General features: G+C 72.8%; 24 protein-coding genes and 1 pseudogene. 8 read left to right on the top strand and 17 right to left on the bottom strand.

Annotated features, from left to right (window positions below):
• Positions 1-39: 39 nt before the first annotated feature.
• Complete coding sequence (locus tag ACZ6KF_RS21525; protein WP_356635501.1) at positions 40-489, bottom strand: helix-turn-helix domain-containing protein; 450 nt, start codon at positions 487-489, stop codon at positions 40-42.
• A gap of 446 nt (positions 490-935) precedes the next feature.
• Between ACZ6KF_RS21525 and ACZ6KF_RS21520 the strand changes: the two genes are divergently transcribed.
• The 3 genes from ACZ6KF_RS21520 (at position 936) to ACZ6KF_RS21510 (ending at position 4336) form a co-directional block, all read left to right on the top strand.
• Positions 936-1853: an NAD-dependent epimerase/dehydratase family protein gene (locus ACZ6KF_RS21520; RefSeq protein ID WP_469239655.1), complete on the top strand. Its 918-nt coding sequence runs from the start codon at positions 936-938 to the stop codon at positions 1851-1853.
• On the top strand, positions 1850-2773 hold the full coding sequence (locus ACZ6KF_RS21515; protein WP_356635497.1) for an RNA polymerase sigma-70 factor: 924 nt from the start codon (positions 1850-1852) through the stop codon (positions 2771-2773). Before ACZ6KF_RS21520 ends, ACZ6KF_RS21515 begins: the two co-directional genes overlap by 4 nt.
• Before the next feature lie 456 nt (positions 2774-3229).
• Complete coding sequence (locus ACZ6KF_RS21510; protein ID WP_469239653.1) at positions 3230-4336, top strand: saccharopine dehydrogenase NADP-binding domain-containing protein; 1107 nt, start codon at positions 3230-3232, stop codon at positions 4334-4336.
• Positions 4337-4460: 124 nt separating this feature from the next.
• Here ACZ6KF_RS21510 and ACZ6KF_RS21505 read toward each other — a convergent pair whose 3' ends face one another.
• Positions 4461-4814, bottom strand: a complete 354-nt coding sequence (locus ACZ6KF_RS21505) for a winged helix-turn-helix transcriptional regulator (protein WP_356635493.1) — start codon at positions 4812-4814, stop codon at positions 4461-4463.
• 61 nt (positions 4815-4875) lie between these two features.
• Here ACZ6KF_RS21505 and ACZ6KF_RS21500 point away from each other — a divergent pair, with 61 nt between their 5' ends.
• Positions 4876-5781: an NAD(P)-dependent oxidoreductase gene (locus ACZ6KF_RS21500; protein WP_469239652.1), complete on the top strand. Its 906-nt coding sequence runs from the start codon at positions 4876-4878 to the stop codon at positions 5779-5781.
• 308 nt (positions 5782-6089) lie between these two features.
• On the opposite strand, the pseudogene ACZ6KF_RS21495 reads toward ACZ6KF_RS21500, so the two are convergent.
• Both ACZ6KF_RS21495 and ACZ6KF_RS21490 read right to left on the bottom strand, forming a co-directional pair.
• Positions 6090-6553: pseudogene (locus ACZ6KF_RS21495) on the bottom strand (HAD family hydrolase); the annotation flags it as partial.
• A gap of 54 nt (positions 6554-6607) precedes the next feature.
• A complete protein-coding gene (locus tag ACZ6KF_RS21490) occupies positions 6608-7462 on the bottom strand; it encodes a GntR family transcriptional regulator (RefSeq protein WP_469178192.1) in 855 nt (284 codons plus the stop codon).
• Positions 7463-7613: 151 nt separating this feature from the next.
• Between ACZ6KF_RS21490 and ACZ6KF_RS21485 the strand changes: the two genes are divergently transcribed.
• Positions 7614-7805 carry a hypothetical protein gene (locus tag ACZ6KF_RS21485; RefSeq protein ID WP_356635487.1) on the top strand — a complete coding sequence of 64 codons (192 nt, stop codon included), beginning with the start codon at positions 7614-7616 and terminating at the stop codon, positions 7803-7805.
• A gap of 11 nt (positions 7806-7816) precedes the next feature.
• On the opposite strand, the gene ACZ6KF_RS21480 is transcribed toward ACZ6KF_RS21485, so the two are convergent.
• The gene (locus ACZ6KF_RS21480) at positions 7817-8692 is read right to left on the bottom strand and encodes a GntR family transcriptional regulator (RefSeq protein WP_469239650.1); all 876 of its coding nucleotides are present in this window, start codon (positions 8690-8692) and stop codon (positions 7817-7819) included.
• 179 nt (positions 8693-8871) lie between these two features.
• Here ACZ6KF_RS21480 and ACZ6KF_RS21475 point away from each other — a divergent pair, with 179 nt between their 5' ends.
• On the top strand, positions 8872-9057 hold the full coding sequence (locus ACZ6KF_RS21475; protein WP_356635483.1) for a hypothetical protein: 186 nt from the start codon (positions 8872-8874) through the stop codon (positions 9055-9057).
• Between the two features lie 185 nt (positions 9058-9242).
• Here the strand turns inward: ACZ6KF_RS21475 and ACZ6KF_RS21470 are convergent, their stop codons facing one another.
• Positions 9243-10484 (bottom strand): GNAT family N-acetyltransferase, encoded by a 1242-nt coding sequence (locus tag ACZ6KF_RS21470; protein WP_356635524.1) that lies wholly within the window; start codon positions 10482-10484, stop codon positions 9243-9245.
• 130 nt (positions 10485-10614) lie between these two features.
• Positions 10615-11250 carry an RsiG family protein gene (locus ACZ6KF_RS21465; RefSeq protein ID WP_356635481.1) on the bottom strand — a complete coding sequence of 212 codons (636 nt, stop codon included), beginning with the start codon at positions 11248-11250 and terminating at the stop codon, positions 10615-10617.
• A gap of 171 nt (positions 11251-11421) precedes the next feature.
• On the opposite strand from ACZ6KF_RS21465, the gene dtd reads away from it, so the two are divergent.
• Positions 11422-11847 carry a D-aminoacyl-tRNA deacylase gene (gene dtd, locus ACZ6KF_RS21460; protein WP_469239648.1) on the top strand — a complete coding sequence of 142 codons (426 nt, stop codon included), beginning with the start codon at positions 11422-11424 and terminating at the stop codon, positions 11845-11847.
• A gap of 78 nt (positions 11848-11925) precedes the next feature.
• On the opposite strand, the gene ygfZ is transcribed toward dtd, so the two are convergent.
• The 3 genes from ygfZ to ACZ6KF_RS21445 are packed head-to-tail and all read right to left on the bottom strand — an operon-like array spanning position 11926 to position 13990.
• On the bottom strand, positions 11926-12891 hold the full coding sequence (gene ygfZ / locus ACZ6KF_RS21455) for a CAF17-like 4Fe-4S cluster assembly/insertion protein YgfZ (RefSeq protein ID WP_356635477.1): 966 nt from the start codon (positions 12889-12891) through the stop codon (positions 11926-11928).
• Positions 12892-12901: 10 nt separating this feature from the next.
• Positions 12902-13378, bottom strand: coding sequence for a Fur family transcriptional regulator (locus ACZ6KF_RS21450; protein ID WP_356635475.1), 477 nt, complete (start codon positions 13376-13378; stop codon positions 12902-12904).
• 36 nt (positions 13379-13414) lie between these two features.
• A complete protein-coding gene (locus ACZ6KF_RS21445; protein ID WP_469239645.1) occupies positions 13415-13990 on the bottom strand; it encodes a heme-binding beta-barrel domain-containing protein in 576 nt (191 codons plus the stop codon).
• Between the two features lie 252 nt (positions 13991-14242).
• Between ACZ6KF_RS21445 and ACZ6KF_RS21440 the strand changes: the two genes are divergently transcribed.
• A complete protein-coding gene (locus tag ACZ6KF_RS21440; protein WP_356635471.1) occupies positions 14243-14605 on the top strand; it encodes a DsrE family protein in 363 nt (120 codons plus the stop codon).
• On the opposite strand, the gene ACZ6KF_RS21435 is transcribed toward ACZ6KF_RS21440, so the two are convergent.
• From ACZ6KF_RS21435 to ACZ6KF_RS21405, 7 genes are all read right to left on the bottom strand, one after another.
• Entirely contained in the window at positions 14599-14862 is a 264-nt protein-coding gene (locus ACZ6KF_RS21435; protein ID WP_356635469.1) for a DUF3099 domain-containing protein, read from the bottom strand. The two genes, ACZ6KF_RS21440 and ACZ6KF_RS21435, sit on opposite strands and share 7 nt — an antisense overlap.
• Before the next feature lie 91 nt (positions 14863-14953).
• A complete protein-coding gene (locus ACZ6KF_RS21430) occupies positions 14954-15244 on the bottom strand; it encodes a DUF1416 domain-containing protein (protein WP_043502058.1) in 291 nt (96 codons plus the stop codon).
• A gap of 40 nt (positions 15245-15284) precedes the next feature.
• Positions 15285-16124 carry a sulfurtransferase gene (locus tag ACZ6KF_RS21425; protein ID WP_356635467.1) on the bottom strand — a complete coding sequence of 280 codons (840 nt, stop codon included), beginning with the start codon at positions 16122-16124 and terminating at the stop codon, positions 15285-15287.
• Between the two features lie 148 nt (positions 16125-16272).
• Entirely contained in the window at positions 16273-16353 is an 81-nt protein-coding gene (locus ACZ6KF_RS21420; protein ID WP_350310325.1) for a putative leader peptide, read from the bottom strand.
• Between the two features lie 290 nt (positions 16354-16643).
• Positions 16644-17378 (bottom strand): LmeA family phospholipid-binding protein, encoded by a 735-nt coding sequence (locus ACZ6KF_RS21415; RefSeq protein ID WP_469239643.1) that lies wholly within the window; start codon positions 17376-17378, stop codon positions 16644-16646.
• A gap of 109 nt (positions 17379-17487) precedes the next feature.
• Positions 17488-18630, bottom strand: coding sequence for a hypothetical protein (locus ACZ6KF_RS21410; protein ID WP_356635463.1), 1143 nt, complete (start codon positions 18628-18630; stop codon positions 17488-17490).
• A gap of 8 nt (positions 18631-18638) precedes the next feature.
• Positions 18639-18893 (bottom strand): MoaD/ThiS family protein, encoded by a 255-nt coding sequence (locus ACZ6KF_RS21405; RefSeq protein ID WP_469239641.1) that lies wholly within the window; start codon positions 18891-18893, stop codon positions 18639-18641.
• Positions 18894-18917: the final 24 nt, after the last annotated feature.

Raw genomic sequence — 18917 nt, 5'->3', positions numbered from 1 at the left:
TACGGCGGCGGTACGGCCGCCCGGCCGCACCGGCAGCGCTCAGCCGGCGCTGCGCCGCCGCGGGCCGGAGTCGTCGGTGGCGGCGCCATCGGCGCCGTCACCGGGTATGAGGGGCCCGGCGTCGGCGTCGGCGTCAACGTCGAAGCCGTTCTCCTTGCGGAACGACTCGTACACCTGGAGCAGCACCTGCTTCTGCCGCTCGGTCAGCGTCGGGTCGGCCAGGATCACGGCCCGGGTCTCGATCGCGTCCCGGTCACGCTCGGCGTCGAGGATCCCGGCCCGCACGTAGAGCGTCTCGGCGGAGATCCGCAGCGCCTTGGCGACCTGCTGGAGCACTTCCGCGCTGGGCTTGCGCAGCCCGCGCTCGATCTGGCTCAGATACGGATTGGACACCCCGGCGGCATCGGCGAGCTGCCGCAGCGACAACTGCGCGTTGCGCCGCTGTTCGCGCAGATACTCGCCGAGATTGCCGACGTTGAGCGATGCCATGCCTCCACCATGCCCCGTCGCGCTAACTATTGCAAGCAGGCGCTTGCAATAGTGCGTCCCCCGCTGCCGACGCGCCACCCGGCCGGACTCGGCCGAGGAGTTCGAGGTCGAGTAGCGGATGCGGCGGGCGTCCGTCGCCGAGGGCGCCGAGGGAGTGAGGACGCCACAGGACCCGAACCGGCACGATCGCCCCTCGGGACGCCTTTCACGGCCCTGCCCGAAGACCTCGCTGCACCGCGTTGACGACAGCGGCGCGGCGAGCGGCCGGGAGGGGGCGCGGAGCTGGCCGTCGAGGCTGCGATCGGGCCGGCCGTCCGGGCCAGTACCCGCATTCCCCCGTACGCGCGCCCCCTTCCCACCCCCACGCGCCCGCCCCGTGTCACACCCGGCCGCGCTATGACGTCTGAAGGGCGAGAGGGATCGTGCGCATGGGGAGGAGGAAGATCATGCGGGTGTTCGTCGCAGGCGGCAGCGGGGTGGTCGGGCGCAGGCTGGTGCCCCGGCTGGTGGCCAGGGGGCATGTCGTGACGGCCACGACGACCCGCGCGTCCAGGCTGAGCCTGCTGGAGTGCCTCGGCGCGGAGGCGGTCGTGATGGACGGGCTGGACGCGGTGTCGGTCGGTGAGACGGTGGCCAGGGCCCGGCCGGACGTGATCGTGCACCAGATGACCTCGCTGGCCGGGGTGCCCCACCTGCGGCACTTCGACCGCTGGGCCGCCACCAACCGGCTGCGCACGCAGGGGCTGGACCATCTGCTGGCCGCCGCCGCGGCGACCGGTGTGTCGTACGTGGTCGCGCAGAGCTTCGGCGCCTGGAACGGTGTGCGCGAGGGCGGCTGGGTGAAGTCGGAGGAGGATCCGCTGGAGCCGGGGACGGGCACGAAGCTGGCGGAGGTGACGCAGGCGCTCCGCCACCTCGAGGACTCCGTCGTCGAGGAGGGCGGCGCGGCCCTGCGCTACGGCCTCCTGTACGGCCCGGGCGCCCTGGACGACCTGGCCTGGCTCGTGCGCCGACGGGAGTTCCCGCTGGTCGGAGGCGGTCCCGGCCACACCTCGTGGGTGCACGTCGATGACGCGGCGGACGCCACCGTCGTGGCCGTCGAGCAGCGCCCCCGGGGCGTGTTCGGCATCGTCGACGACGAACCGGCGCCGGCCTCGCAGTGGCTGCCGCACCTGGCCGCGTGCGCGGGGGCGAGACCGCCGCTGCGGATGTCCCGGTGGCCGGCCCGGCTGCCGGCCGGCGAGGTGGCGGTGGCCATGACGACCCAGGGGCGCGGCTTCTCCAACGCCAAGGCCAAACGCGAACTGGGCTGGGAACCGCGCCACCCCTCGTGGCGCCAGGGCTTCAAGGAAATGGCGGCATGAGCCGTACCGAAACGTTCGAGGAACTGCGCCCGCTGTTGTTCTCGATCGCCTACCGCATCCTCGGCAGCGTGGCCGAGGCCGAGGACTCCGTCCAGGAGACCTGGCTGCGCTACGAGGCCACCCCCACGCGGCCCGCCTCGGCCAAGGCGTTCCTGTCGGCCGTGGTCACCCGCGTCGCCATCGACGTCCTGCGCTCGGCGCGGAGCCGCCGGGAGGAGTACGTCGGCCACTGGCTTCCCGAGCCGCTGCTCAGCGACCCGTACGACGACCCGGAGCGGTCGGCGGAGCTGGCCGACTCGGTGTCGGTGGCGGCCCTGCTGCTGCTGGAGCGGCTCAGTCCGCTGGAGCGGGCGGTGTTCGTGCTGCGGGAGGTGTTCGGGTTCCGCTTCGCCGACGTCGCCTCGGCGGTGGGCCGGTCGGAGTCGGCGTGCCGGCAGCTGGCGGTGCGCGCCCGGCGGCACATGGAGGCGGGGCGGCCCCGGTACGAGGCGGACCGCAAGGAGCGCGAGGAGCTGGCGGCGCGGTTCTTCGACGCGATGCGCGAGGGCGACGTCCACGGACTGCGGGCTGCGCTGGCCGCGGACGTCCATGTGGTCGGCGACGGCGGCGGCAACGCCCCGCAGTTCGCGCGCACCGTCGCCGGCGTCGAGAAAGTCATCCAACTGCTCCTCGCGTACGGCCCCGTGCTCGCCCGCGCGGGGCTCGGCTGGCAGCCGCACGAGGTGAACGGCCAGCCGGGGGCGGTCTTCCGGGACCGGGAGGGCCTGGTGTTCAACGTCTGGACGCTCGACGTGCTGGGCGGGCGGATCCAGTCGATCCGCGCGGTGCTCAACCCCGACAAGCTCGCGCACATGGGGCCGTTGGCGGACATCTGGGCGATCGACGCCGAGGTCAGGCGGGTCCGCCGGGCGGGGAAGTGACCGGGGCGTCGGCAGCGGGCCGGGCGTCGCCGTACGGCTCCGCCTCACGGCCGGGCGGGAACAACCCCGGCGTGCCCGTGACCGGGGGCTCGGCGGCAGGCCGCGCGACACCGCGCGGGCAAGCGCCACGGTCCGAGCGAACGCCACGGTCCGAGTGAACGCCACGCTCCGGGCAAGCGCCACGCTCCGGCTCCCCGTCACCGCCGAGCGCACGCCGGCCGAGCCGCAGAGGGCGACGTCGTACCAGGGGTCGGTGAGGTCGGAGCGGTGGACGCCGAAGACATCGCAGCCCGCGGCGAGTTCGAAGTGCCGTGCGCCGGCCGTGACGGCCGGGGCGACGGCCCCCGTGTCGGAAAGTGTACGGCCGGTGGCCTTTCCGCCCCTCGTGGCCGTGGCCGGTCGCCAGCACGATGAGGCCCATGCAGTCGAGGAGTGCTGGGAGCAGAGGGGACCACCATGGATGCGGGTCGCACGGTGACGGTGTTCGGGGCGTACGGGCACACCGGCCGCTTCGTCGTGGCGGAGCTGCTGGAGCGAGGGCTGACGCCGATCCTGGTCGGGCGCGATCCCGGCAGGCTCGGGGCGTTGCTGGTGACGCTCCCCATGGGCCTGGAGGCGCGGCCGGCGTTCGTGGAGGACGCGGACTCGCTCGACGCGGCGCTGTACGGCGCCACGGCCGTGATCAACTGCGCCGGCCCCTTCGCCGACACGGCCGCCCCGGTGATAGAGGCGGCGCTGCGGGCGAGGATCCCGTACGTCGACATCGCGGCGGAGATCGAGGCGGTGGCCGACACCCTCGCGCACTTCGACGCGCGGGCCCGCGAGGCCGGGACGGCCGTGGTGCCGGGGATGGCGTTCCACGGCGGACTCGGCGACCTGCTGGCCACGGCCGCGCTCGCCGAACTGCCGTCGGCCGACGAGGTGTTCCTCGCCTACGCACTCAGCAGCTGGCACCCCACCCCCGGCACCCGCGCGTCCGGCAGGGTCTCCCGGCAGCGCCGCGGCGACCGGCGCCCGGTCTACACGGACGGCCGGCTGGAACTGCGCACCGGCCAGGCGCCCGCCGGCCGCTGGCGCTTCCCGGAGCCGGTCGGCGAGCGGGACGTGCTGGAGGAGTTCACCACCGCGGACAGCGTGACCATCCCGCACCACCTCACGGCCCCGGTGATCCACACCTGCATGACGGTGGAGGCGGTCAGGGACCTGGCGGCGCCGGACACCCCGCCGCCGACGCCGGCCGACGCGAGCGGGCGCTCGGCGCAGACGTTCCTGGTCGACGTCGTCGTGCGCTCCGGCACCGAGCGGCGGCGCGCGGTGGCCCGCGGGCGGGACATCTACGCGACCAGCGCGCTGCTGGCCGTGGAGGCGGTCGTACGGCTGCTCGACGGGCGAGTCCGCGACGGACGGGCCCGCGACGAGCCGAACCGGGACGGACGCGTCCTCGACGGGCGGATCCGGGACGGACGGGCCCACGCGGCCGGGGCGGCGTCGGCCGGGGAGATGTTCGACGCGGTCGGGTTCCTGCGGTCGCTGTCGGGGTGGCTGTCGTTCTCACTCGTGTAGACGGAGGGCGCAGGGCCGACGGGACCGACGGGGCAGCCGGCAACGCGGCAGCAGGGCCGGCGTACCCACTTTTTTGTGGGTACTTGGCACCGCACCTGACCGGCGGAAAGCTGGTCGCAGGTGGTCAGGAGGCCGGGACGGCCTCGGCGGCGAGCCGGTCCAGGCGGCGGTGTCCCCACGCGGAGAGGGGGGCCAGCGCCTCGGACAGGTCGCGGCCGAAGTCGGTCAGGGAGTAGACGGTCTTCAGCGGCAGCACGTCGTGCACCTCGCGGTGCACGAGGCCGTCCTCCTCCATCTCGCGCAGCGCCTGGGTCAGCACCTTCTCGCTGAGCCCGGGCAGCTTCCGGCGCAGTTCGCCGGGGCGGTGCGGGCCGGACTCCAGCAGCCACAGCAGGGACGTCTTCCACTTGCCGTCGATCACCGCGATCGCGGCGGTCACTCCGCAGACGTTCGTGTCGTGCGCACGACTGCGCGCCATGACCACCCCTTTCGTCACCACTCGCCACTTCTGTTCCCAGGCTATGCAAGGGAGTTGCCGCATGTCCACGCACTTCGCGCCGTCCTCCGACGGCGCCCCCGCCACCGTCACCGTGCTCGGTCTGGGCCCCATGGGACGGGCCCTGGCCGGCGCCTTCCTGAACGCCGGACTGCGGACCACCGTGTGGAACCGCACCCCCGGCCGGGACGCCGAGCTGGTCGCCCGCGGCGCGACCGGCGCGCACTCGGCCGAGGAGGCCGTCGCCGCGAGCGCGCTGACCGTGCTCTGCGTCGTCAACTACGACGCCGGCGACGCGATCCTGCGCCGGGACGAGGTCGCCGCCGCCCTCAAAGGGCGCACGCTCGTGAACCTCAGCGCCGACACCCCCGACCGCGCGCGCGACACCGCCGACTGGGCCGCCCGGCACGGCGTGCGCTACCTGGACGGCGCGATCATGACGCCGACACCGAGCATCGGCACGCCGGACGCGGTGTTCCTCTACAGCGGACCGGCGGACGTGTACGAGGAGCACCGGCCGGTCCTGGACGTCCTCGGCGGCTCCCACACCCACCTCGGCGAGGACGTGGGGCGGGCGGCGGCGTACGACGTGGCGCTGCTCGACGTCTTCTGGACGTCGATGGCGGGCTACGCGCACGCCCTGGCCGTCGCCCGGGCGGAGGGCGTCACCGCCCGCGAACTGACGCCGTACGCCCAGGGGATCGCCGCGATCCTGCCGCCTCTGATGGAGGAGTTCGCGGGCGACGTCGACAGCGGGACCTACTCGGGCGAGCTGAACCCGATCACCTCGGCGGCCTCCACCATGTCCCACATCGTCCACGCCTCGGAGTCCCACGGCATCGACGCGAGCGTGATGCGCGCGATCGAGGGCCAGGCCCGCCGGGTCATCGCCCTGGGACACGGCACGGACGGGTATCTGAGGGTCACGGAACTCCTCGGCCGCCGCTGACGCCTCCGCCGCGGCCGTCCGCCCGGGGCCCGACGGCCGCGCGGGCCCGCCGCCCCCCGAGCGGGCGATCCGGCCCTCCCCGAACGGCCGGTCCGGCCCCCGAGTGGCCGTCGCGGGGGGCGGACCGGCAGCTCGGGGGCCCGACGGCTTGCCACGCGGGTCCGGCATCCCCTCACCGGGCCCGCGGTGACCTTCCCCAGGGCCCGGCAGACCTCCCCGCAGTCCGGCCCCACAGAACTCTCTCCCCCAGCCGGCCGCACTGCGGCCCGCAACCCCGGCCCTCACTGCGCCAAGTGCTCCCCACCGGGGTCCTGGGTGCGGCCGTAGACGTGCGGGGCGAAGCACTGCTCGAGCCCGCGCCGGGCCAGACACGCCCGCACCGCGCGCGGCGAGTTGTTGGTCGTGACCGCCAGCCGGACGCCCCGCCGCGCCCACCCCCGCACCACGGAGTCGGCGAAGGCGGTCGGCCGCGCGCTCACCGCCGCCCGCAGTTCCTCCTGGGTGAGCCGCTCCTCCAGGTCCACCACCAGTTCCCGTCGGGACTGCCGCCCGTGCACGGCCCGCAGCACGACCCGGGGTCCGACGACCACCGCTCCTCCTCGGTGAGCAGGCCGAGCGCGCCCCGCTCGGCCAGCAGCGCGACCAGCGCGCGCGTCACCCGCGTCGCGGAGTGCCCGGCGAACAGCCGGCAGACCGGCCCGTCGAAGTCGAAGAGCACACAGCGGGCACGCGTGATCAGTTCGTGGAGGTTCTCCGTGGTGTGCGTCGTCACCGGATCAGTTCGCGGCACACCGGGGCGTGGCCGGGGCCGCCGGACGCAGCGACGCTAGCCCAGCGTCAACTCCGTGGTGACGGTGTTCCACAGCGCCTCGAACCACCGCTCGGACTGTTCGACGAAGGCCGCGTCACGTCGGCCGACGCCCCGCTCGAAGGAGAACAACAGCGCCTGCGAGCCCAGGACGTCGTACATCTCCAGCCCCTCGCCCTCCTCCCCCTCCTCCTCCCGGCGGGTGACCAGGTAGTACGCCATGAGGACCTCGGTCCCGTTCAGCAGGTACAGCTTCACCGGCGGGGTGAAGGGCAGCGCGCGGAACGACACGTTCACCCGGATGCCGTGGGAGTGGCGCAGGCTGTGCAGGTTGTGCCGGATGACCAGGCACTGCGCGTTGCGCCGGGCCAGCCACCGGTCGTGGAGCGTCTCGTCGTCGTCCTCGCCGTCGACCGGGACCGGGAAGGCGAGGCTGATGTTGCGCGAGGGCACCAGGACGCGCAGGTCGATCGACTCGGGGCGGATGCGGCCCTCGTGGATCAGCCGCACCGGCTCGGTCAGGGCCAGCATCAGGGTCTGGGCGGTGAGCGAGACGGCGTCCATGCGGACGTGCGGGGCCGCGAAGGCCTCCGCGAGGCGCGGGGCCAGGGCGACCGTGGCCGGCTGCGGCTCGTGGTCCGTGCGGGGCGGCTCGGCGACGCGCGGAGGGCTGCCCCGGCCGGTGCCGGCGAGCATGCCGTCCGCGTGCAGGATGCGCAGCGCCTGACGGACGGCACCGCGCTCCACTCCGAAGCCGGCCGCCAGCTCAGCCTGCGTGGGCAGCCGCTCCCCCGCCTTCAAGTCCCCGGCCCGGATCCGCTGGCGCAGGGCCTCCGCTATCTCCCGGGGCGAACTACCGCTGCTGCCGGCCACCGCCGCCACCTCCTCCGCTCACGGGAAAACGGTATGCGTCCATCCCACTTGAGAGAGATGCCCCGGAGTTGTTTATTTACCGCCGCCAAGTTGGAACAACCTAGGGGAAGTTGGCACCAACTACTGCCAAGTCCCTGGAGGGGGGCACGCCATGCTGGAGACATCCCTCTCGCCGCTCGCGCTCCTGGTCGTCACCGTCGAGGAACTCGCCCGGTGGAGGTACGGCGCCACCGGCCTGATCGCCCTCGCGCTGCTGGCCCTGGGCATCAGGTTCCGCAACCACACGTGCAGCGCGATCGGCGCCGTCACGCTGAGCGCGCTGGTCACCCGGCCCGCGCTGTGAACCGCGAACGATCAGTCGCGCAGCGACAGTTCGGTGCTGATGGTCTCCCACAGCGCGTCGAACCACCGCCGGGACTGCTCCACGAAGGCCCCGTCGCGCACCCCGCCGCCCGGCTGCCCGAAGCCGAACAGCAGGGTGGTGGCCCCCTCCGCCTCGTACGTCTCCAGGCTGCGGTGGTCGATCTCCTGCTCGCCGCGGCTGATCGTGTAGTAGGCGAACAGCGCCTCGGCCTCGTTGAGCACGTACAGCTTCACCGGCGGGGTGAACGGCAGGGCACGGAAGTCGACCCGTACGTCGATGCCGTGCGTGCGCCGCAGGGCCGTCAGGTTGTGCTCCAGGATCATGGCCTGGGCGTTGCGCAGCCCCAGCCAGTGCCGGTGCACGCGGTCGGCGTCGTCCGGCTCGACGGGCGTGGGGAAGGCGAGCGCGATGTCCCGGGACGGCAGCAGCGCCCGGACGCGCACACTGGCCGGTTTCGACTCCCCGGAGTGGATCCGGCGCAGCGGCTCGCCGATGGCCAGGGTGAGCGACATCAGGGTGTGGCACACGGCGTCGACCCGCACGTGCTCGGCCTCGAAGGCGGCCATGACCCGCGGCGGCAGCGCCACCATGGTGGGCTCGGGCCGGGCCGCGGGGCCGCTTCCGAGAGCGTCCCGGCGCTGGGCGACGGTCGCCGGCGCCCCTCGGGACACGTTGGTGAGCAGCCGCTCCGCCTTCAGGATGGCCAGCGCCTCCCGGATGGTGCCGCGCTCCACGCCGAACTCCTCCGCGAGGCCGGCCTGGGTGGGCATCCGCTGGCCCGGCCGCAGCTCACCGGACCGGATGCGCTCCCGCAGCGCGTCGGCCACCTCGCGGTGCGTCCTCTGGCCACGCGCCCGCCCGTCCACGGCAGTTCCTTCCGGCGTCACACACGAACCGTACAACTTTGAGCCATCTTAGGGCAGTTACTTAACAGGTGGTTCCCGGACACTTCAAAGAAGGCCCAACTGAGCATAAGTTGGCAACCAACTCAATCGACATGGTCACCCTTCACCAAGGTTGGTCGTCGTCGCGGAGGGAGCACCCCATGCCGGTCATCGCCCTCGTCGCCGCCGCGCTGCTGATCGGCGTGGAACAACTCGTCCAGTCCCGCTACGGAGCCATGGGGATCATCGCCTTCGTCGCCCTCACGGTCGGCGTCAAGGCCAGGAACACCATGGTCGGCGGCATCGGAGCGGTCATCCTCGTGATGCTGCTCGCCCAGTCCGGCTGACCGGGCTCCCTTCCGGAGGGGAGCCGGGAGCCCGGTCGGTCAGCACCAACAGCACCGCCACAACCGCATAGGCACCGCCACAACCGCATACGCACAGCCACAACCGAACAGCACGCTACGGATACGTCACCCGCCCCCGCCGGGAACCCCAGCCGGGACACCGGCGGGCCCCGACGAAAGGAGCCTCAGAACAGGTCCGGGCACCAAGGCCGCCTGGACGTGCGCAGCAGGGCGTCGGCCGACCGGGCGGCGCCCGCTCGTTCTTCCCGCACCCTGCCCAGCGCCGCCAGCCGCACCGCCGACTCGTCCCCGAGCCACAGCGCTGCCAGATCGGCCACGTCCAGCGCCAGGTCGGCGCTCCGCGCGGTCGGCGCGCAGGACCCACGCCCGCCCGCTCCCGGCGCCTCCAGCAGATACCGCCCGCCGGCGAACCCGCCCGCGTCGGCGACCTCCAGCACCAGTTCCCCGGCCCCCTCGTACGTCCGCGCCTCCAGGGCCCGTACGACGTCCAGGAGCCGCACCCACAGCCAGTCGGCCTGCGTGGTGACGCGGGCGGCGCGCGGGTCGGGCAGGAAGTGCGGGAGCAGGTCGTCCGGGGCCCGCCAGCCGGTCTTCACGTACGTGACCCAGTCGATGGAGCACAGATACCGCCACAGGGCCCGCTCGGCGGCCGGGGTCGCGCCGATCAGCCAGTTCACCTCGGCGGTGTTCAGCGGCTGCTTGCCGTCGCCCCACTTGTCGTCCGCCTCGTACGACACCATGCCCTCGACCTCGCCGGACGCCGACCGGTACACCGCGAAGAAGGGCTCGGTCCAGGAGGGACCGATGCGCAGGGCGCCGGTGTTGAGCTGCCACCACAGCTCACCGCGGTCGATGGCGCCGGGCTGTCCGCGGCGCACCCGCTCGTGCAGCCCCGGACCCAGCTCGCGGACGTCCTCGGCGTCGACCAGGTCGATCCGGCCGCCGCACTCGGGCGCGGCGCCGCGCGGGTCGAGGCCGGCCCGCGGCACGTCGATCGTCCACTCGGTGGTCCAGGTCGCCGGGCCGAAGCCGTAGCGCCCGTAGATCGGGTACTCGGCGGAGACGAGGGTGGCGACGACGTCGCCGCGTTCCTTCGCGGCGGCCAGGTCGTGGGCCATCATCCGGCTGAGCAGCCCCCGGCGCCGGTGGGTGGGCGACACGCTGACGTTGGTGACGGCGTCGGCGGCGACGGCGGCGCCGCCGACCGCGGTCAGCTGCTGGGCGAAGGAGCGGAACGTCGCCACGCAGCGTCCGCCGTCGAAGGCGCCGAGCAGCCGGCCGGGCTCGAACTGGCGGCGTCGGCCGTCGAGCTGCTCCTCGGAGGCGGTGGGCGGACGCAGGAAGCCGGTGTTGAGGGCGCGGATCCAGTCGCCGAGTTCGGCTTCGTCGATCGGCCGCACGGGCAGGGCGGCGTCGCGGTGGGTGCGAGCGGGAGGGGCGGGGCGGGGGGTCGTGGAAGTCACGGGGGTCACGGTAGGCAGGACACCGCGCGGGTGTCGCGCGGATTTCCCGTGACCCCTCCAAGGAGCCGGACGCTCACATCAGCAGGTCGTCGACCTGGGCCTCCCCCTCGCGGTAGCGGCGGGCGATCTCTGCGCTGCAGCCGTCGGCCGTGTGCTGCAGCCGCTGCCGGCGACGGGACACCTGCTGCTCGTAGCGCACGAGCCGGCCGAGGGCGGCGCTCAGCTCCTGGTTTGTGCGGGCGCCGAGGTCGGACAGTTCGACCTCGGCGAGCATGTCGGCGGCCAGCCTGGAGTACTCCTCGCTGTACGGGGTGCCGAGCGTGACGTGGCGGGCGGAGGAGCGGTGCCGGGCCGGGGCGTCGGTCAGGATCTCCGACAGCCGCTCGACCACGGAACCCTGCCGCGCCTCGACGATCGCCGGTCCGGGGCCGCTGCCGCCTCCGCGTCGCGCGAGTTCCGCGCCGAGGATGTCGATGCGCCCCTGGAGCAGCCGCCGTACGTAACTGAGGTCGGCCTCGTCGCGCTGGGCGTCCCGGCGCAGGGCGCGCAGTTCGGGCAGGCTCAGCGCGGCGAGGTCGTGTTCGGGTGGGTCCCCGGGCAGCGGTGGGCTGTCGGTGCGCTGCGCGGGCGGGCGGAGCTGCTGCTCCGGGCCTCCCGCGTCGGTCAGCGACACAGCCCCGGGCAGCCGCCCGGCACTCGGTGTTCTCATGTGTCTCTCTACCGTCCCCTCGACCGGCGTGTGGCAGCATCGTCCCACCCCGAGTGGCCACTATGTGACCGAGTGCCCCCGATCGGCCCCAGATGGGGGGTTGGGGATCAAAAAGCGCCTTGGTACGGACCAACTGCGAAGCGGGTGGTCACCGCCCGGCATGATGGTCGTATGCGTGCAGTGGTGCAGAGGGTGGACGGCGCGAGCGTCGTCGTGGACGGCGAAACGGTGGGGGCGATCGAGGGCGAGGGGCTGTGCGTCCTCGTCGGCGTCACCCACGAGGACACCAAGGAGAAGGCGGCGCAGCTCGCCCGCAAGCTCTGGTCGATCCGGATGCTGGCCGACGAGCGGTCGTGCAGCGACATCGACGCGCCCCTGCTGGTGGTCAGCCAGTTCACCCTGTACGGCGACGCCCGCAAGGGCCGCCGTCCCACCTGGAACGCCGCCGCCCCCGGCGACGTCGCCGAGCCGCTGGTGGACGAGGTGGTCGCGCAGCTGCGCGCGCTGGGCGCGACGGTGGCGACGGGCCGGTTCGGCGCGCGGATGCGGGTGTCGCTGACGAACGACGGCCCGTTCACCGTCCTGATCGAGATCTGAGACGGGCCCGATCGAGAACCGAGCCGGGTGGCCCGATCGAGAGCCCAGCCGGGTGGCCCGATCGGGGAGCCGAGCCGGCTACGGCTCGACAATGACCTCCTGCGCGGCGGCCGTGTCCCCGGCGACCAGCCGGGCGTCCACGGGCACGTTCCGCTTGACCAGGCCGAGGGCGACCGGACCCAGCTCGTGGTGGCGCACGGACGTCGTCACGAAGCCGATCTTCCGGCCGTCCGGGCCGTCGTCCGCGAGCCGCAGCTCGGTGCCGGCCGGCGGCAGATGGACCTCGCTGCCGTCCAGGTGCAGGAAGACCAGCCGGCGCGGCGGCTTGCCGAGGTTCTGCACCCGGGCGACGGTCTCCTGGCCCCGGTAGCAGCCCTTCTGCAGATGCACGGCCGAGCCGATCCAGCCCAGCTCGTGCGGGATGGTGCGGTGGTCGGTCTCGAAGCCGAGGCGGGGCCGGTGCTGCTCGACGCGCAGCGCCTCGTACGCCAGGATTCCGGCCGGCGGCCCGGCCTGCTCGGCGAACGGCTCCAGCCGCTCGCGGGGCAGGAACAGGTCCCGCCCGTACGCCGTCTCGCGTACGACGCCGCCCTCGGGGGCCTCGGCGATGGAACCGGCCGGGAGGTGGACGACGGCGACGTCGGCGGTGCGGTCGGCGACGTCGACCTTGTAGAAGAACTTCATCGACTCCAGGTACGCGATCAGCGCCTCCTGGGTGCCCGGCTCGACGTGGGCCCAGACGGTCTCTCCGTCGTCCACCAGGTACAGCGCGTGCTCGACGTGCCCGTGCGCGGAGAGGATCAGCGCCTCGGTGGCCCGGCCGGGGGGCAGGTCGCTGACGTGCTGGGTGAGCAGCAGGTGCAGCCAGCCGAGCCGGTCCTCGCCGGTGACGGTGACGACACCGCGGTGCGAGAGGTCGACGAAGCCGGCGCCCTCGGCGAGGGCACGCTGCTCGCGGAACAGGTCGCCGTAGTGGGCGGCGACGCCTTCGTCCGCCCCTTCGGCGGGGACGGCGCCGGGCAGGGACAGCAGGGGGCTCTTCATGGCCCCAAGCCTACGACTCGCCGCTTGTCGTATTTGCATCCGCGCTCGCGCCCGCGTCCCCACGGGCGTGCCGACGGGAGCAGTCCTCGCACCGTCCGAAGATCGCGAAGTGCTTCAGGTCGGTGTCGAAGCCGAACGTGGAGCGCAGCTTGGCGGTGAAGTCGGCGGCCACTTCCAGGTCGGCCTCGATGACGTTGGTGCAGTCGCGGCAGACGAGGTGGATGTGGTGGTGCCGGTCGGCCAGGTGGTAGGTCGGCGCGCCGTGCCCGAGGTGGGCGTGCGAGACCAGGCCCAGCTCCTCCAGCAGCTCGAGGGTGCGGTAGACCGTGGAAATGTTGACCCCCGACGCCGTCTTCCTCACTTCCACGAGGATGTCGTCGGGGGTCGCGTGCTCCAGGGTGTCCACGGCTTCGAGCACGAGTTGCCGCTGCGGCGTCAGCCGGTAGCCGCGCTGCCTCAGATCGCTCTTCCAGTCGGTGCTCACCACACCTGAAGTGTAGGGGTCGCCGGCTGTGCGGTGGGGTCAGCGGAAGAAGGCGATCCCGTCGTCGGGCATGTCGTCCGGGAGGGCCTTCGCCCAGCGCTCGACGTCCTCCGGGGTGACGACCTTCTTCAGGTGGGCGGACATGTAGGGGCGCAGCTCGACGTCCGGGGTCTGCTTCTCGCCGACCCACATCAGGTCGCCCTTGACGTAGCCGTACAGCCGCTTGCCGCCCGTGTAGGGGCGGGAGGCGGCGGTGCGGGCCACGGCGTCCGTGACGAGGTCGATCTGGGGCTTCTGGTGGGCCATCTCGCCGTACCAGATCTCGATGACGCCGTCGTCGCGGGTCATCGTGACCTCGACCTTGCGGTTGCCGTCGATGCGCCAGAAGCCGTGCTCGGACTGGAGCGGACGGACCTTGTTGCCGTCGTTGTCGAGCACCCAGGTGTGCGAGTGGTACTCCAGGAAGTCCCGGCCGTCGTGGGTGAAGGTGACCTCCTGCCCGAAGTTGCACTTCTCGGCGCCGGGGAAGTCGTGCACGCCCGCGCCCGCCCAGTTCCCGAGCAGGAAGGCGAGGGGGACGAGGTCCTTGTGGAGGTCGGACGGGATCTCGATCATGATCGGCAGTTCCTAGAGGGGGGTCAGCGCTGGCCCTGGTACAGCTTCTTCACGACCAGCCCGGCGAACGCGAGAGTGGCCACGCAGACCAGCACCAACAGAATTTCGAAGAAGAGTGTCACGGGGAGGCTCCTCGGTGAGCGGGTCAGCTGTACAAGGCCGGACCCCAGCTTACGCGGCCGGGGTCCGCGCCTCGGTGTGAGGTCCGGCGCAGGCGGCGGTGAGCCGTGGGGAAGTGATTACGATGCGGGCATGGCGAAGAAGCTCGTGATCAAGGTGACGGCGGGGGCCGACGCCCCCGAACGCTGCTCGCAGGCGTTCACGGTGGCGGCGGTGGCCGTGGCGAGCGGCGTGGACGTCTCCGTGTGGCTGACCGGCGAGTCCGCGTGGTTCGCGCTGCCGGGCCGGGCCGCCGAGTTCGAGCTGCCGCACGCCGCCCCGCTGCCCGAGCTGCTCGACTCCGTGCTGGCCGCCGGCCGGCTCACGCTGTGCACCCAGTGCGCCGCCCGCCGGGACATCACGGAGGACGACGTCATCGCGGGCGTGCGGATCGCCGGCGCGCAGGTGTTCGTGCAGGAGGCGCTGGCGGACGACACGCAGGCGCTCGTCTACTGACGCGGCGGTCTCTTGCCGTCCAGCTCGTCCCACCACGCGTCGGACTGCGGGTCGCCGGAGGGGTCGTCCCACCAGCGGTCGTCGGGGCCCCGGCGGTTGGCGATCACGGCGGCGACGGGCGGGATGAGCATCGCGACCACGCACATGCCGACGGCCGCCCCGGTCGACCACAGGCGTACGACGGCCCATGCCAGGACGAACAGCACCAGACAGGCGCCCATCAGGGTGAAGTACACATGACGTCGCCGCGCGTACATGTGTCCAGCGTAGGCATGGCCGCGGACACGGTGAAGGGCCGCACCGCGGGCGTACTGCCCAGGAGTGCGGCCCTTGCGCCGTACGGGTCTGTCAGACCGCGATGGCGACCTCGGCCAGCGCGCCCTTCTCGGCCACGACGACCGTGCGGTCGGCGGTGCCGCCGGGAACGAGGGCGCGGACGGTCCAGGTGCCCTCGGCCGCGTAGAAGCGGAACTGGCCCGTCGCGGAGGTCGGGACCTCCGCGGTGAACTCGCCGGTCGAGTCCAGGAGCCGGACGTAGCCGGTCACCGGCTCGCCGTCACGGGTCACCTGGCCCTGGATGGTGGTCTCACCGGGCTTGATCGTCGAGGCGTCGGGGCCGCCGGCCTTCGCTCCACACATGTCGTACTCCTGAAGGGTGTTGAAAGGTCGGTCGGGATGGCTACTTGGCGGCGCCGAGTTCGATCGGCACGCCGACCAGGGAGCCGTACTCGGTCCAGGAGCCGTCGTAGTTCTTGACGTTCTCGACACCGAGCAGCTCGTGCAGCACGAACCAGGTCAGGGCCGAGCGCTCGCCGATGCGGCAGTAGGCGATCGTGTCCTTCGACAGGTCGACGTTCTCGTCGGTGTAGAGCTGCTTGAGCTCCTCGTCCGACTTGAAGGTGCCGTCGTCGTTGGCGTTCTTCGACCACGGGATGTTGCGGGCGCTCGGGACGTGGCCCGGACGCTGCGACTGCTCCTGCGGCAGGTGGGCCGGGGCGAGCAGCTTGCCGGAGAACTCGTCGGGCGAGCGCACGTCGACCAGGTTCTGCGTGCCGATCGCGGCGACGACGTCGTCGCGGAAGGCGCGGATCGCGGTGTTCTGCGGCTTGGCCTTGTACTCGGTCGCGGGGCGCTCGGGCACCTCCTCGACCAGCTCGCGGGCGTCCAGCTCCCACTTCTTGCGACCGCCGTCGAGCAGCTTGACGCTGTCGTGGCCGTACAGCTTGAAGTACCAGTAGGCGTACGACGCGAACCAGTTGTTGTTGCCGCCGTAGAGGATCACCAGCGTGTCGTTGGCGATGCCCTTCTTCGACAGGAGCTTCTCGAAGCCCTCCTGGTCGATGAAGTCGCGCCGGACCGGGTCCTGGAGGTCCTGGGTCCAGTCGATCTTGATGGCGTTGCGGATGTGGTTCTTGTCGTACGCGGACGTGTCCTCGTCGACCTCGACGATCGCGATGTTCGGGTCGTCCAGGTGCTCCTGAAGCCAGTCGGCGTCTACCAGGACGTCGCTGCGGCTCATGCTCTTTCTCCTCCGGGGCAGTTACGGCGGGGCGTACGAGTGCGAGGTGTGCGGTGTGCGGGCGCGGGTCGTGCCGGTCCGGTCACGGCGCGGCGCACGGACGCCCTCGGCGGGGCGCGGTGGGTGAACGCGGGAGACGGGCTCCCGCTCAGAAGGTGCGACAGAGCATGGCGGCGACGCGGCACAGGTCTACTGCCCGCCGCTTCGTGAGATCCGCCTGTCGCTTCATGGGCTCGATCGTAGGGACGGACGGGCGGGCATGTCACCGGTGTGTCGTATATTGAGACGCGATCGTCCATGATGCGGGAATACGCGTCCCGTGGGCGCCGTTCGCCCACGGTTTCCGGGCGCTTTCGTTCCGCATCGCATCTGCGGTGCGGACCATCCGTCTCGCCCATCGGACAGCAGCCGGGCCCCGGGTGTTCCGCCGGGCCGGCCGGACGTGGCTCACATGGCCGACCGGAGGTCTCCCCACCGGGCCGGCGGACGTGGCCCCCACCGGGGCCGGCCGGACGTTTCCTACCCGGCCAGCCGGACGTCGGAACCCTTCACCGAGATCTCGACGCCGTCCTTCGCCGCCTCGACCTTGTCCAGCTCGATGCCGCCGGGCAGCTCGTTGATCAGCTGCTCGAAGTCGGTGATCGACCGGATCCGGTCCTCGGCCACCTCGACGCCGCCCAGCGAGGGCAGCGAGTCCGCGCTCACCCGCACCTTGTCGTCCTCGACGGTCACCGTGCTCAGCACGTACACCGGACGCGGCAGCTTGGCGCCGAGGACCGACGCCTCCACCGCGACCCTGATCTTCCCGTCGCCGCCGTCGGACAGGCCCACGACCTCGGCGGTGATCCCGGGCGCGACCTCCGTGGGCTCCGACCGCGCGGCCTTGAGCAGCTCCTCGTAGGAGACGCTCGCGGTACCGGTGGCGGAGCGGGCCGTGGCGGAGCTGTAGTCGGCGGCGAAGTCGACGCCCTTCATGTTCGCCTGGAGGTCGTCGATGCGGATCGTCCCGCCCTTGCCCGACGTCGCCTCGTACGTGTCGATGCCGACCTCGACGTCGTCCAGCTCACCGCCGGCGACCTGGGTGAGGAACGGGAAGCCGTTGATGGAGACGTCCGGGGTGGCGGCCAGGTTCTCGTTGGCCCGCAGCCGGTCCGCGGCCTCGCCCTCGGCGAAGTGCACGGCGATGCGGTCCGCGGCGACGAAAAGGCCGCCGAGGACCACCACGACGATCAGAAGTATTCGCAGCGCGCGCATGTTCCCCCACCTCGGCGGTCTTCCAGTCCGAGGGTCACGGTAACCCCGCCGGGCCGACAGCTCGCCGGATTGTCGATCACCTGTGACAGGGGCGGCCCGCCGGACCCGCTCAGACCAGTACCCTTCCCAGCACCCACAGCACCGGCGCCGCCGCGCTCAGCGGGAGGGCCACGCCCGCCGTGAAGTGGACGAACCGGGAGGGGTAGTCGTAGCTCGCCACCCGGTGCCCGATCAGCGCGCACGCCCCGGCCGCGGCTCCCAGCAGCGCGCCCCCGGCGCCCGCCCCGGTCACCGAGCCGAGCGCCAGGCCCGCCCCCGCCGCCGCGAGCAGCGCGACGACCACGGAGACCGGCGTCGGCAGCGGCAGCGCCCGCGCGAGCACCGCGACGGCCACCGCGCCCGCGCCGACCGTGACCGCGTCCGCCTCGGCGGCCAGATGACCGGTGGCGACGATGGCCAGCGCGGCGGAGACGACGGTCGCCGTCAGGCCGTACATCCGCTCGTCCGGATCGGCGTGCGAGCGCAGCTGCAGGACCAGGGTCAGCAGGATCCACACCCCGAGGGCGCCGAGGATCGCGGCGGGCCCCTGGTCGCGCCCGACGACCAGCAGCGCCGCGTCGGCGGTCAGCGCGCCCGCGAACGCCAGCGCGATGCCCTGCCGGGCCGGCCACATGCCGTTAAGCCGGAACCAGCCGGCGGCGGTGACCGCCTGGAGGACGACGAGCGGCACGAGCAGCGCGTACGAGCCGAGCGCCGCCGCGCCGGCGAGCAGCAGGCCGAGCACCGCCGTCAGCGCGGCGGGCTGGAGACCGGGCTCGATGATCGGGGAGCGCCCTTCCAGGCGGGCGCGCTGGGCGGCGGTGAGGGGGGCGGCAGGCGCGGCCGGTTCCGGGGCCTGGGCCGCCTGCGGCGCGTAGCTCGTGTGCGGGGCGTGAGCCGCGGGGGCCGCCTCGGGCGCGTGCGCGTGGCCGTACGGCCCCTCGGCCGCCGTCGCCCACTGCTGCCCGGTCGCGTAGGCAGGCTCCTGCCACTGCTGCGGCTGCTGCGGGTACTCGGGGTGCTGGGCGGCGTACGGCTGCCCGTACTGGTCGTACTGCGCGTGCTGCCCGTACTGGTCGAACTGCTGCTGGTACTGCGCGTACTGCTGCTGGTACCCGGCGTCCTGCTGCTGGTACGGGTCGTAGGACCCGTCCCCCTCGGGCCCCTGGTACCCGTCGTGCCCCCGGTACCCCTCGTACGGCTGGTCGCTCATCGGCCCGGTCACCCTCCTGCGAACGGCGGGAGCACCTCGACCGTGCCGCCCTCGGTCAGCCGTACCGTCTCATGCCCGCGTGTGCCCACGGGGTCGCCGTCGATCAGGAACGAGCAGCGGCGCAGCACGCGCGTCAGCTCCCCGGGGTGCCGCTCGCGCACGGCGTCGAGCGCCTCGGCGAGCGTGGCCGCGTCGTACACCTCCTCGGCCACCCCGGCCGCGGCCTTCGCGGCGGCCCAGTAGCGCACCGTGACCTTTGCCATCTCGTCCCTCAAGTCCATCGACGG

Source organism: Streptomyces sp. NPDC046379, from assembly GCF_055587785.1.
Note: the sequence above shows the minus strand (reverse complement) of the source record. Positions and strands in the feature narration are given on the sequence as shown.

Coding starts and splice junctions, on each gene's coding strand:
- ACZ6KF_RS21525 (WP_356635501.1), bottom strand. CDS start 489: ATGGCATCGCTCAACGTCGGCAATCTCGGCGAGTATCTGCGCGAACAG.
- ACZ6KF_RS21520 (WP_469239655.1), top strand. CDS start 936: ATGCGGGTGTTCGTCGCAGGCGGCAGCGGGGTGGTCGGGCGCAGGCTG.
- ACZ6KF_RS21515 (WP_356635497.1), top strand. CDS start 1,850: ATGAGCCGTACCGAAACGTTCGAGGAACTGCGCCCGCTGTTGTTCTCG.
- ACZ6KF_RS21510 (WP_469239653.1), top strand. CDS start 3,230: ATGGATGCGGGTCGCACGGTGACGGTGTTCGGGGCGTACGGGCACACC.
- ACZ6KF_RS21505 (WP_356635493.1), bottom strand. CDS start 4,814: ATGGCGCGCAGTCGTGCGCACGACACGAACGTCTGCGGAGTGACCGCC.
- ACZ6KF_RS21500 (WP_469239652.1), top strand. CDS start 4,876: ATGTCCACGCACTTCGCGCCGTCCTCCGACGGCGCCCCCGCCACCGTC.
- ACZ6KF_RS21485 (WP_356635487.1), top strand. CDS start 7,614: ATGCTGGAGACATCCCTCTCGCCGCTCGCGCTCCTGGTCGTCACCGTC.
- ACZ6KF_RS21475 (WP_356635483.1), top strand. CDS start 8,872: ATGCCGGTCATCGCCCTCGTCGCCGCCGCGCTGCTGATCGGCGTGGAA.
- ACZ6KF_RS21465 (WP_356635481.1), bottom strand. CDS start 11,250: ATGAGAACACCGAGTGCCGGGCGGCTGCCCGGGGCTGTGTCGCTGACC.
- dtd (WP_469239648.1), top strand. CDS start 11,422: ATGCGTGCAGTGGTGCAGAGGGTGGACGGCGCGAGCGTCGTCGTGGAC.
- ygfZ (WP_356635477.1), bottom strand. CDS start 12,891: ATGAAGAGCCCCCTGCTGTCCCTGCCCGGCGCCGTCCCCGCCGAAGGG.
- ACZ6KF_RS21445 (WP_469239645.1), bottom strand. CDS start 13,990: ATGATCGAGATCCCGTCCGACCTCCACAAGGACCTCGTCCCCCTCGCC.
- ACZ6KF_RS21440 (WP_356635471.1), top strand. CDS start 14,243: ATGGCGAAGAAGCTCGTGATCAAGGTGACGGCGGGGGCCGACGCCCCC.
- ACZ6KF_RS21435 (WP_356635469.1), bottom strand. CDS start 14,862: ATGTACGCGCGGCGACGTCATGTGTACTTCACCCTGATGGGCGCCTGT.
- ACZ6KF_RS21430 (WP_043502058.1), bottom strand. CDS start 15,244: ATGTGTGGAGCGAAGGCCGGCGGCCCCGACGCCTCGACGATCAAGCCC.
- ACZ6KF_RS21425 (WP_356635467.1), bottom strand. CDS start 16,124: ATGAGCCGCAGCGACGTCCTGGTAGACGCCGACTGGCTTCAGGAGCAC.
- ACZ6KF_RS21420 (WP_350310325.1), bottom strand. CDS start 16,353: ATGAAGCGACAGGCGGATCTCACGAAGCGGCGGGCAGTAGACCTGTGC.
- ACZ6KF_RS21415 (WP_469239643.1), bottom strand. CDS start 17,378: ATGCGCGCGCTGCGAATACTTCTGATCGTCGTGGTGGTCCTCGGCGGC.
- ACZ6KF_RS21410 (WP_356635463.1), bottom strand. CDS start 18,630: ATGAGCGACCAGCCGTACGAGGGGTACCGGGGGCACGACGGGTACCAG.
- ACZ6KF_RS21405 (WP_469239641.1), bottom strand. CDS start 18,893: ATGGCAAAGGTCACGGTGCGCTACTGGGCCGCCGCGAAGGCCGCGGCC.